Source organism: Acetobacter cerevisiae, assembly GCF_001580535.1.
GTDB lineage: Bacteria > Pseudomonadota > Alphaproteobacteria > Acetobacterales > Acetobacteraceae > Acetobacter > Acetobacter cerevisiae.
Genome location: NZ_LHZA01000087.1, coordinates 1 through 9,562 on the forward strand (window position 1 = coordinate 1; position 9,562 = coordinate 9,562).

Sequence of the window (9,562 nt, forward strand, 5' to 3'; positions counted from 1 at the left end):
CGGGGCCATGCACCACCATGGAAAAGGACGGTTCCGCCACGCAGCATACTCGTGCCTTACGCAGCCCACCTGGAAAAGAGATGGTCCGAAGGATGTCGCAATAGTCGTCAGCTATGGCGGGAACTCCTGGAGCAGGGCTTTGCAGGACAATATGGCACCGTCTGGAAATGGGTGGTAACGCGACAGGGATGTTCCGCGAAACCCGTTTCTTCCGCGCATGTCGCTCCACCTCTGGGACGCAGACTTGCGCGGCTTCTCCTTGCAGAGGATCCGCTATCTGCCGGACAGGAGGGACTGCTGGTTCCTGCCCTTCTGGAAGCCGAACCGCACCTTGCCGTCACACTCTGCTGGCTCAGGAAAATGCAGACCCTGCTCTGTAAAAAGGGTGACACCAGCACGGAAGGCGATCTGAAGGCTTTGCTCAAAGAAGGAAAGACGACGCTGCTGTCACGTCTGATTCCCGCGCTTGAACGGGATGCGGCTGCCATTGAAGCGTCTCTTGTCACACCTTGGACAACCAGCCCGGTTGAAGGACAGATCAGCCGACTGAAAATGATCAAGCGCACCATGTTCGGAAGAGCAGGCTTCGAACTCCTCAGGGCTCGTGTCCTCCAGCCAGCATAACCAAAAACATCATCACGAAAAGTGCGGAAGAACCTTAAAACGACCGGGTTTGTTATTTTTTATTTTGGACCCGAATAGTCATGCACGCAGGCGCGGGGGTGTCAATTGCTTGTTGCGGGCTCAGGGGGAATTGATGCCCAGAGTGCGTTTTTCCAGCAGGAAAGCGGTATTTTTGCCAGCCTTGTCATAACACAAAGGGGATAGCTGGCCCCTTTTCGGTTCTGGTCTTTCAGCAGAGCGCTCTGAAAGACCAGTAATATTGGAAGGCTGCGTTAGTTGATTTTTCTGTGTTGTAACACTGTATTGAGGCGGTCACTGTACTGGCGGTAGCTGCCTTCCGGCACACAGCCCATTTCTTCCAGATCCTCAAGGTCTGCCCCATGGTTGATCCATGTATTCACTTCCCGGAAGTCCAGCGCGGGGGGGATGGTGTGCGCTTCAAACACCAGCGGATTTTCTTCCCCCTGTGTGGCGCCAAACGGCATGAAATTTTCAGCCGCTGGCACCTTACTGCCCTGCAGGCTGATTTCACCGCAGACAATTTGTTTGTCACCAGAGCTATGGGTGCTGATTTTTCGGAACTTCGGGTGGTCCTCTGCAAAGCGGGTGCTCAGCATATGCAGGGTAGATTTTACAAACGGGCTTGCATTCTTGTCACTGCCATCAACCACCGTCTGCGCATGTGCTGCGCCCACGGAGGGGAGCAGACACAGGCCTTGCAGGCTCAGGCAAAGAATAAGGGCACGTTTCATGGTCAGGTCCTTCTTGCATGCTGGGCGCATGGTGCCTTGCCAGAACAGGAAGATCAATTCCGCCCTGTTCTGGCAAAGGGATAGATAGGGTTACAGCCTGCGGCCTGCGGGGCTGATGCCGCCACAGGTCAGCCGACCGCCGGGCATCGGGCAGGGCACGCCAGTCGTCGCGGGCAGGGAAAGGGGCAGCCCGCGCAGACTACGCACAGCCAGAAACCCGAAACATTCAGCTTCCAGTGCATCACCATCCCATCCCAGAGTTTCGACGGGCTGCACCGTTCCGGATAGTCTTTCCGCCAGCATATGCATCAGTGTCGGGTTGTGTCGCCCACCGCCGCAGACAAACCAGTGTAGTGGTTGCTCTGGCAGCGGGGTGCTGGCAATCGCGGCAGCAGTAAAGGCGGTGAGAGTGGCAGCCCCGTCCTGAACGCTCAGAGTGGAAATCTGTTCCAGCGCCTGATGAAAGCTTAGCCGGTCGAGCGATTTCGGCGGCGGTTTGTGGAAGAAGTCATGCGCCAGAAGGGTTGAGAGGCGGCCCGTATCAACCGTTCCCTGCGCAGCACAGGTGCCGCTAAAATCGCAGGGCTGGCCGGTATGGCGGAACATCCAGTCATCCAGCAAGGCGTTTCCCGGCCCGGTGTCACACGCCAGTACGTCGCCAGAGCGGGTCATGAGTGTGAGGTTGGCGACGCCGCCAATATTTAGTACAGCAGCGGGCGTGGCGTGCCCGTGCAGCAGGGCTGCATGGTAAAGCGGAGCAAGTGGTGCGCCTTCGCCCCCAGCCTGAACGTCAGCGGTGCGGAAATCATGAATGACGGGCAGATCCGTCGCGGCAGAGAGGCGGCTCGCGTTGCCAATCTGCCATGTGCGGCCCGGTGCATGCAGAATGGTCTGTCCATGCAGGCCAATAACATCCACAGGAGTGTTTCCTGCTTTGGCACGCACAGCCTGCACGGCCTGCGTGTGCACGTCGGTCAGCGCCAGTTCCGCGTCCAGCAGGTCCGCATCATCCGCGGAAAGGCTGGCTGCGCGGTCCAGAATATCGCGCAGGCGGGCACGGAGGGCGGTATCATAAGGGACTGTCAGAGACGGTCCGTGATGAAAAACCCTGATACCATCTGTTGTAATGAGCGCGGCATCCACGCCGTCCAGAGAGGTGCCGCTCATCAGGCCGATGGCTGTCAGCGGCGTGCGCATTGTCTCTTCCTGTGCATCCTGTGCGGAGAGAGACAGATCAGCTGAAGAAGCAGTCTCTGTCATGGTGTAGCACCAGCGGAGGGTGCTGCACTGTCTATGCCGGGCAAAATGCGCCCCGTGCTGACCTGCCAGAGCAAAATACGGTCCTCACCATTGGTGGACACATGCAAGGCCAGAAGGTCGTCCCGCACACGGGCCATGCTGATCAGATGTGTGCCAGCAGGCAGAACCGGACGCGCGGGGGCATCCTGCAAGGGAACAGCCGGGGCAGAAAGAGCGGCACTGGTGGGGGGCGTATGAGCCCCCATCCGGTGGATAATCACGCCCACCAGCCCAAGGGTGCCCACCACAATCAGAATACCCATCCCGATGACAGCCGCCATCAGTGCTTTGGGCGTGCCCGGCGTTTGTTCCATAGTCTGTCCTGCTTGTCTCTGCTCAGCGCGCCGAGGCGGTCTGGATGTGGCGCTTCATGGTTTGGATCACAGTCGGTAGCCCATCAAAAATGGCCTGCCCGATCAGGAAATGCCCGATATTCAGCTCCATGATTTCGGGAAGAGCTGCAACGAGGCCGACATTTTCATAAGTCAGACCATGGCCAGCATGCACTTCCAGCCCTGCTGCGGCAGCCTGTGTTGCTGCGGCGCGCAAACGCTCCAGCTCACCTGCGCGACCTTCAGCATAGGCTCCGGTATGCAGTTCCACCACCTGTGCGCCTGCGGCAGCGGCGGCCTCAATCTGCGCGGGGTCCGGGTCAATAAACAGAGAAACGCGAATGCCTTTTTCCACTAAAGCCTGAACACGGGGTTTCAACGCGGCGAGTTGTCCGGCAACGTCCAGGCCGCCTTCCGTGGTCAGCTCTTCCCGCCGTTCCGGCACAATGCAGCACGCATGCGGCAGCAGTTTGCAGGCGAGGGCGACCATCTCATCCGTGGCAGCCATTTCCATATTGAGCGGCGCTTCAACCTCTGCGCGCAGGCGCTGGAGGTCGGCATCCCGAATATGGCGGCGGTCTTCCCGCAAATGCGCGGTAATGCCATCCGCGCCGGACTGCACAGCCAGCAGAGCAGCGGCAACCGGGTCTGGGTGAGCGCCGCCACGGGCATTCCGAACAGTGGCGACGTGGTCAATATTCACTCCAAGCCGAATGGCAGGGCGGGATGTGGTCGTCATGATGCCTTCCTTCGGTTTTCGGCCAGTTCTGCAGCCAGCCTGAGTGCGGCCAGCAGGCTGCTCGGGTCAGCCTGTCCAGTCCCTGCAATGTCAAAAGCTGTGCCGTGGTCAGGCGATGTGCGGATAATAGGCAGGCCCAGCGTGATGTTCACGCCTTCCGCCATATCCAGCGTCTTGAGCGGGATAAGACCCTGATCATGATACATGCATAACGCCACATCGTACCGGGCACGTGCGTCCGGCGTGAACATGGTGTCCGGCGGCAGGGGGCCGAAAATGGTCATGCCTTCGTCCTGCAAGGTGCGGATGGCAGGGATGATGCAGTCCAGCTCTTCACGGCCCATCAGTCCGCCTTCGCCTGCATGCGGGTTGAGGCCCGCAACTGCCACGCGCGGGTTGGTCAGGCCAAAATCGCGCTTTAATCCCTGCACCGTGGTGCGGGCCGTGCGGATAATCAGCTCTGGCGTCAGCTGCTCAATCGCCTTGCGCAACGCCACATGCACGGTTACCGGCACAACCTTGAGCGACGGGCCAGCCAGCATCATGACATCCTGACCGGGCACGCCGCAAAGTTCGGCCAGATACCCCGTGTGGCCGGGATGCGTGAACCCGGCCTGCTTCACCACGTCCTTGCTGATGGGGTTAGTGACCACCGCAGAGGCCTCACCAGCCTGCACCAGACGCACGGCCTGCGTGATGCTGTCGATCACGCTGCCTGCGTTTCGGCTGTCTGGCGCGCCGGGGGTGACCGGCACAGCCAGAGATAACGGTAAAACCGGAATGGCATCCCGAAAAACCGTTCGGGCTTCATAAATGTTTCCAAGAACACGAACAGGAGCCTCTGTTTCCAGAAGAGCCGGGTCTCCCAGAAACACAAAAGCCGGTCCGCTTTCCCGGAGCGCCTGCCAGGCCTTCACGGTAATTTCCGGGCCTATGCCTGCCGGGTCACCTTGTGTCAGCACCAGCATGGTGGTCAGTCCCTCAGTGGTTTGTCAGTGTGTTTTCCGGGCAGCCAGTGCGTACAGCACCCGGATCCATGAGCGCATGCCCTTGTGGAAGCAGGTCAGGTCATATTTCTCATTCGGGGAATGGACGCGGTCATCTTCCAGCCCGAAGCCGATGAGCAGGGAGTCCATGCCCAGAGCTTCCTGCACTTCCGTCACCACAGGGATTGAGCCACCACAGCCGATGACGGCTGCCGGATGCTGCCATTCTTCTTCCAGGGCCTTCAGGGCCGGGGGCAGGAGCGGCATGTCGGCAGAGACAATGCTGGCGCGGGAGCCACCATGTGCCGTGAATTCTGCCTTACAGTCTGCCGGCAGGCGGGTTTCAACATGGGCACGGAAGGCCGCACGAATGGCTTCCGGGTCCTGATCGCCGACCAGACGGAAGGAGACTTTCGCCATGGCTTTGGAGGGCAGAACCGTCTTGAAGCCCTTTTCCTCATAGCCGCCGCTGATACCGTTAATCTCGCAACTCGGGCGGCACCATGTCTGTTCAAGAGCCGTATAGCCAATCTCGCCAGCAGGCAGGCTCAGGCCAACCGGAGCAAGACCTTCTTCGTCACTCGGACCGACCTTGCGCCACAGGGCACGCGTTTCTTCCGGGATGACCGGCACGCCCTCATAAAAGCCTTGCAGCGTGACCCGGCCTGTTGCGCCGTCGCGCAGGTCAGACAGGATATCGCACAGAAGCTGAATAGGGTTACGGGCCGCGTTGCCATACATACCGGAATGCAGGTCACGGTTTGCGCAGGTAATGGTGACTTCCTCGCCCACCATGCCGCGCAGCATGGTGGTGATGGCGGGCATGCCGCGGCCCAGCATGCCGGTGTCACAAATCAGCGCAACATCGGCTTTCAGTTCATCCCGGTTGGCTTCCAGAAACGGCAGCAGGTTCACGCCACCAGATTCTTCCTCGCCTTCAATCAGCATGGTCACACTCAGCGGCAACGTGCCGTCGGCAGCGCGCAGGGCGCGGCAGGCTTCCACAAAGGTCATCACCTGCCCTTTGTCATCGGCAGCGCCGCGGGCTGTGATTTCCATGTCACCCGTCGGGCCTTTGACCAGAACCGGCTCAAACGGAGCAGAAGTCCAGAGGTTTAGCGGGTCAACCGGCTGCACGTCATAATGGCCGTAGAACAGCACATGCGGGGAGCCTTCCGGCCCTTTGGCATGCGCCACAACCATCGGGTGGCCGGGGGTTTCACGCGTGCTGGCGTCAAAGCCAATCTCGCTCAGCTCCTTCACCAGCCATTCCGCTGCCTTGCGGCAGTCGGGGGCATGGTCGGGCTGGGTGGAAATGCTGGGAATACGCAGCAGGTCAAAAAGACGCTTCAGGCTGTCATCCAGCCCTTTGTCTGCCAGATCAAGAGCGGCCTGTTCTGTCATTTTTTCATCCTCTGCATCGTAGGGCTCAAATACGTCAGGCTCAGCGGCCTGTGATGCTCATGCAATCACACGATTTGAAGGCAGAGGAAAGGTTAGAAACCGTCTGGGGTGAAATCAGCCAGAAATTGATACAGCAGGTTGGGCGTGTAACCGTATTCCACTGCCTGCACCGCTTGCGGTTGGGTGACACGATACCAAGTGGGATCAAACTGGCTGGAAAGCGGCACCGTGTCCGGCATACTCTTGTCCGCATGCAGCAGATGAATGAACGGGGAGAGATGCGCCAGTTCCGGGTTTTCCGGCCTGTTGCGAATGTAGATTTCCGGGTTGAAAAACAGGTGCCCGGACCGATGTTCCTTGTCGCCTGACCGCAGGAAATGGTCATAGCCGTTGGCAAACCCGTTTTTCTCCAGGTTGGCCAGACTGATATCGGGGGAGCGGGACGTATAATACCGTTCGGAGAACAGATAGTGGGGGGACTGCGTTTTGAACCCGCTGCGGCAGTAATGCTCAAAGCCTGACCGGCAGCGGTTGGCTGCAATCTCAGCCAGTGCTTCCGAGCAGTTCCGCCGATACCATTCTTCATCAAAATAGCGGTTAGGGGAATGACCGGAAAACGCCCCCTGATCCTCGTACCATGCCTTGAGATCCGCATCCGGGAGCGAGATGACGTCTCCCAGAACAGTTTTATATTCCTGCCGGTACCACTCTGGGTCAAAGGCTTTCCACAGGGGAGGGAACTGGAGAGACGTCATCGCATCAGCCTTTCTTCAAACCAACGAGAAGAGCAGGGCGCTGGAGTTGATCAGCCCTGAGCGCGGCGGTTGCGCCAGAGTTCTGCAAAATCGATCTGCTGGACCACAATTGGCAGGAAGCCGGCTTCACGACTTAACGTAACCAGCAGGTTCCGCGCGCCGGGGAACAGCAGGCGCGGGGCTTCAATCAGCAGGAGCGGCTCAAATGTTTCCGCCGTCGAATGATTGAGTGTGAAAATCCCGGCATAGGTCATCTTGGTTTCAAACAAACGCACCGGCTCTTCACCATTCGGGCCCGGAGCCGTCTGGCCCTGACAGTGCATGACCAGCTCGACCTCAAAATTCGGCATGTTTTCGCCAATCTGATTGGCGCGGACATCAACCATAATGGCAATCTGCGGCCGTTCCTGAGCAAGGGCATAAACGGTCGGGGCGCCAATAACCTGAAATGTGACGGCCTTGACGTATTGGATTCCCATCAAAACGCTGGGTTTTGCGGAGGAACTTGCAGCGCCGCCAATAGAATCTGTCATAAAATCGTTCTGGTCAGCCATGGTGTGCAAAGGCTCCTGTCGTCAAATTTCAATCTATGGTGGGTAAGGAAGAAAAACGCCAAAGTACGGGATGAGTAACAGATTAGTGCCTGATGTGCGAGGGGGTAGTCCGTTTATTGCCACATGAGAACAGTATTAAAATATCAAACCTTAACAAAAATTTGGGGTATAGCGAGGTAGTCGGCTCTTGCGTCTTTTCTTTCATCTGATTCCTTGCTCTCCGTACATTGGAAGGCTACGAGAAACCCATGATCAGACTCACTGTTGTTATCCCCTTCCTGCTGGCTCTTGTCATTTTCAGCGCCAGTAATCAGGACCCGCTGGATATGTGGCTGCTCACCTATAGCTGGAAGTGTTCAGCTGGGGTGCTGGCCCTGATCGTCGCGGCGACGGGCTTTATCATGGGGGCGTTCTGCCTGTGGGCAGCCGAGCTGGTGCAGCGCCGCCGCGCCCGCAAGGCGGAACAGCGGATCAAAGAGCTGGAGGCCCAGCTGGCGCAGGTGCAGGCGGCCTCTGCCGTTGCTCCGCAGGCTGTGGCTCCCGCACCATCCGTGGCTGGTCATGCCTCTCCTTCTCCCGTGCAGGAAGATCGTATCTGACATGAAGCGTAAGACTGGCCTGATTGCGGCACTCGATACACAAAATGCCACGACGGCGCAGGCATGGGCGCAGGCGGTGGCACCATCCGCCGGGGCGGTAAAGCTGGGGCTGGAATTTGCCTATGCGGCAGGGTTTCAGGCTGTGGCCGATGTAGCGGGCGCAACCCCGCTGTTTCTGGACCTTAAGCTGCACGACATTCCCAATACTGTTGCTGCGGCCATTAAATCCCTGTCTACCCTGCGCCCCAAAATGCTGACGCTGCATGCCTCTGGTGGGCTGGCCATGATGGAAGCTGCCCGCAAAGCGTGTGACGAGGCTTTTCCGGCTGATGCCCGGCCCGCGTTGCTGGCTGTTACAGTGCTGACCAGTCTGGATGATCACGCTCTGGCGCAAACCGGCGTGATGGACGGCGCACGGGCGCAGGTGCTGCGTCTGGGCAAGCTGGCCATGCAGGCCGGGATTGATGGGCTGGTCTGCTCTGCGCATGAGCTTGCTCCCCTGCGGGATACGCTGGGTGATGCGCCTTTGCTGGTCACGCCGGGAATCCGGCCCGCAGGCAGTCAGGCGGGAGACCAGAAGCGGATTATGACACCCCGGCAGGCCAGTGAGGCCGGGGCCGACTGGATTGTAGTCGGTCGTCCCATCACGCAGGCAGCAGATCCGGCCGCCGCTGCGGCTGCCATTGCGGCAGAACTGGCCGCGTAACATGGCACATGATCAGGCCTCTGGTGCTCGTGGTGTTAAAATTTGCGGGCTGACGGAAGAGGCCGGGTTTGATGCCTGCATCACACATGGCGCGGACTGGGTGGGGTTCGTGTTTTTTGACCGCTCCCCCCGCTGCGTGACCCCCGCGCAGGCCCATGCGCTTTCTGCCCGGCATGCCGGAGGCCCAGCGCGCGTCGGGCTGTTTGTACATCCTGATGATGAGACGCTTGCCCGTGTGCTGGAGGGTGTCTCGCTGGATATTTTGCAGATCTATGCTTCTTTTGAGCGGGCCACTGAGGTGCGTGCGCGCTGTGGGTTGCCTGTCTGGCTCTCTCAGCCAGTGTCTGCGCGCGCTGATTTGCCGGTGCACTGCCCCGCCGGAGTGGAAAGACTGCTGATTGAGCCAAAGCCGCCCGCCAGCGCGACGCGCCCCGGAGGCAATGCCCAGCAACTGGATTGGGGGCTGATGAAGGGCTGGATGCCGACTTTTCCGTGGATGCTGGCGGGCGGCCTGAACCCGGCTAATGTGGCGCAGGCTGTGGCGATAACCGGAGCTCCCGCGGTGGATGTGTCCTCCGGGGTGGAAAGTGCGCCCGGTATCAAAAGCCCGGATGCCATTGCCCGCTTCATCCAAAATGCCCGATCGGTCACTTTTTCGGCCTGACGGGCAAAAACGCTCGTTTTCCCTCTTGCCTGATCCGTCAGAATTGCTATTACCACTCCCGCGCCGGAGAGATGGCCGAGTGGCTTAAGGCGCACGCTTGGAAAGCGTGTGTACGTTAATAGCGTACCGAGGGTTCGAATCCCTCTCT

General features: G+C 59.3%; 11 protein-coding genes and 1 pseudogene. 4 read left to right on the top strand and 8 right to left on the bottom strand.

What is annotated here, in order from left to right:
• A pseudogene (locus tag AD928_RS14300) lies at positions 1-624 on the top strand (ISL3 family transposase); the annotation flags it as partial.
• A 272-nt stretch (positions 625-896) separates the two neighbouring features.
• On the opposite strand, the gene AD928_RS01330 reads toward AD928_RS14300, so the two are convergent.
• From AD928_RS01330 to AD928_RS01365, 8 genes are all read right to left on the bottom strand, one after another.
• Entirely contained in the window at positions 897-1,376 is a 480-nt protein-coding gene (locus AD928_RS01330; RefSeq protein ID WP_062247639.1) for a hypothetical protein, read from the bottom strand.
• Positions 1,377-1,466: 90 nt separating this feature from the next.
• On the bottom strand, positions 1,467-2,573 hold the full coding sequence (locus AD928_RS01335; protein ID WP_062247641.1) for an anhydro-N-acetylmuramic acid kinase: 1,107 nt from the start codon (positions 2,571-2,573) through the stop codon (positions 1,467-1,469).
• A 59-nt stretch (positions 2,574-2,632) separates the two neighbouring features.
• Entirely contained in the window at positions 2,633-2,989 is a 357-nt protein-coding gene (locus tag AD928_RS01340; RefSeq protein ID WP_062247622.1) for a hypothetical protein, read from the bottom strand.
• A gap of 22 nt (positions 2,990-3,011) precedes the next feature.
• Positions 3,012-3,746, bottom strand: a complete 735-nt coding sequence (locus tag AD928_RS01345) for a pyridoxine 5'-phosphate synthase (protein ID WP_062247624.1) — start codon at positions 3,744-3,746, stop codon at positions 3,012-3,014.
• Positions 3,743-4,714, bottom strand: a complete 972-nt coding sequence (pdxA, locus tag AD928_RS01350; RefSeq protein ID WP_062247626.1) for a 4-hydroxythreonine-4-phosphate dehydrogenase PdxA — start codon at positions 4,712-4,714, stop codon at positions 3,743-3,745. Before pdxA ends, AD928_RS01345 begins: the two co-directional genes overlap by 4 nt.
• A gap of 24 nt (positions 4,715-4,738) precedes the next feature.
• Positions 4,739-6,136, bottom strand: coding sequence for a dipeptidase (locus AD928_RS01355; RefSeq protein ID WP_062247628.1), 1,398 nt, complete (start codon positions 6,134-6,136; stop codon positions 4,739-4,741).
• Between the two features lie 92 nt (positions 6,137-6,228).
• Positions 6,229-6,891, bottom strand: coding sequence for a hypothetical protein (locus AD928_RS01360; protein ID WP_062247631.1), 663 nt, complete (start codon positions 6,889-6,891; stop codon positions 6,229-6,231).
• Positions 6,892-6,941: 50 nt separating this feature from the next.
• Entirely contained in the window at positions 6,942-7,445 is a 504-nt protein-coding gene (locus tag AD928_RS01365; RefSeq protein ID WP_082779674.1) for a protein-export chaperone SecB, read from the bottom strand.
• Positions 7,446-7,693: 248 nt separating this feature from the next.
• Here AD928_RS01365 and AD928_RS01370 point away from each other — a divergent pair, with 248 nt between their 5' ends.
• Genes AD928_RS01370 through AD928_RS01380 form a run of 3 tightly spaced genes read left to right on the top strand, consistent with a single transcriptional unit; the run spans position 7,694 to position 9,414 of the window.
• Positions 7,694-8,044: a lipopolysaccharide assembly protein LapA domain-containing protein gene (locus AD928_RS01370; RefSeq protein WP_062247633.1), complete on the top strand. Its 351-nt coding sequence runs from the start codon at positions 7,694-7,696 to the stop codon at positions 8,042-8,044.
• 1 nt (position 8,045) lies between these two features.
• Complete coding sequence (pyrF, locus tag AD928_RS01375; RefSeq protein WP_062247635.1) at positions 8,046-8,750, top strand: orotidine-5'-phosphate decarboxylase; 705 nt, start codon at positions 8,046-8,048, stop codon at positions 8,748-8,750.
• 1 nt (position 8,751) lies between these two features.
• A complete protein-coding gene (locus tag AD928_RS01380) occupies positions 8,752-9,414 on the top strand; it encodes a phosphoribosylanthranilate isomerase (RefSeq protein ID WP_062247637.1) in 663 nt (220 codons plus the stop codon).
• Positions 9,415-9,562: the final 148 nt, after the last annotated feature.